The sequence below is a fragment of the Pseudomonas defluvii genome (assembly GCF_001695625.1).
GTDB lineage: Bacteria > Pseudomonadota > Gammaproteobacteria > Pseudomonadales > Pseudomonadaceae > Aquipseudomonas > Aquipseudomonas defluvii.
Genome location: NZ_MBPN01000360.1, coordinates 1 through 262 on the forward strand (window position 1 = coordinate 1; position 262 = coordinate 262).

The 262-nt window shown below is 60.7% G+C and carries 1 protein-coding gene; it reads left to right on the forward strand.

The window, feature by feature from the left end; all coding sequences use genetic code 11:
* On the forward strand, positions 1–262 hold a 262-nt coding region (locus EKA13_RS29060), incomplete at both ends, for a hypothetical protein (RefSeq protein WP_176717507.1).

Here is a 262-nt window from a genome sequence, read left to right on the forward strand (position 1 = left end):
GGGTGCGATCGGAACCACCTTCAGCTACACGCTGGGAACCTGGGGTGCGATCGGAACCACCTTCAGCTACACGCTGGAAGCCAGGAGTGCGATCGGAGCCACCTTCAGCTATACGCTGGAAGCCTGGAGTGCGATCGGAACCACCTTCAGCTACACGCTGGAAACCTGGAGTGCGATCGGAACCACCTTCAGCTACACGCTGGGAACCTGGGGTGCGATCGGAACCACCTTCAGCTACACGCTGGGAACCTGGGGTGCGATC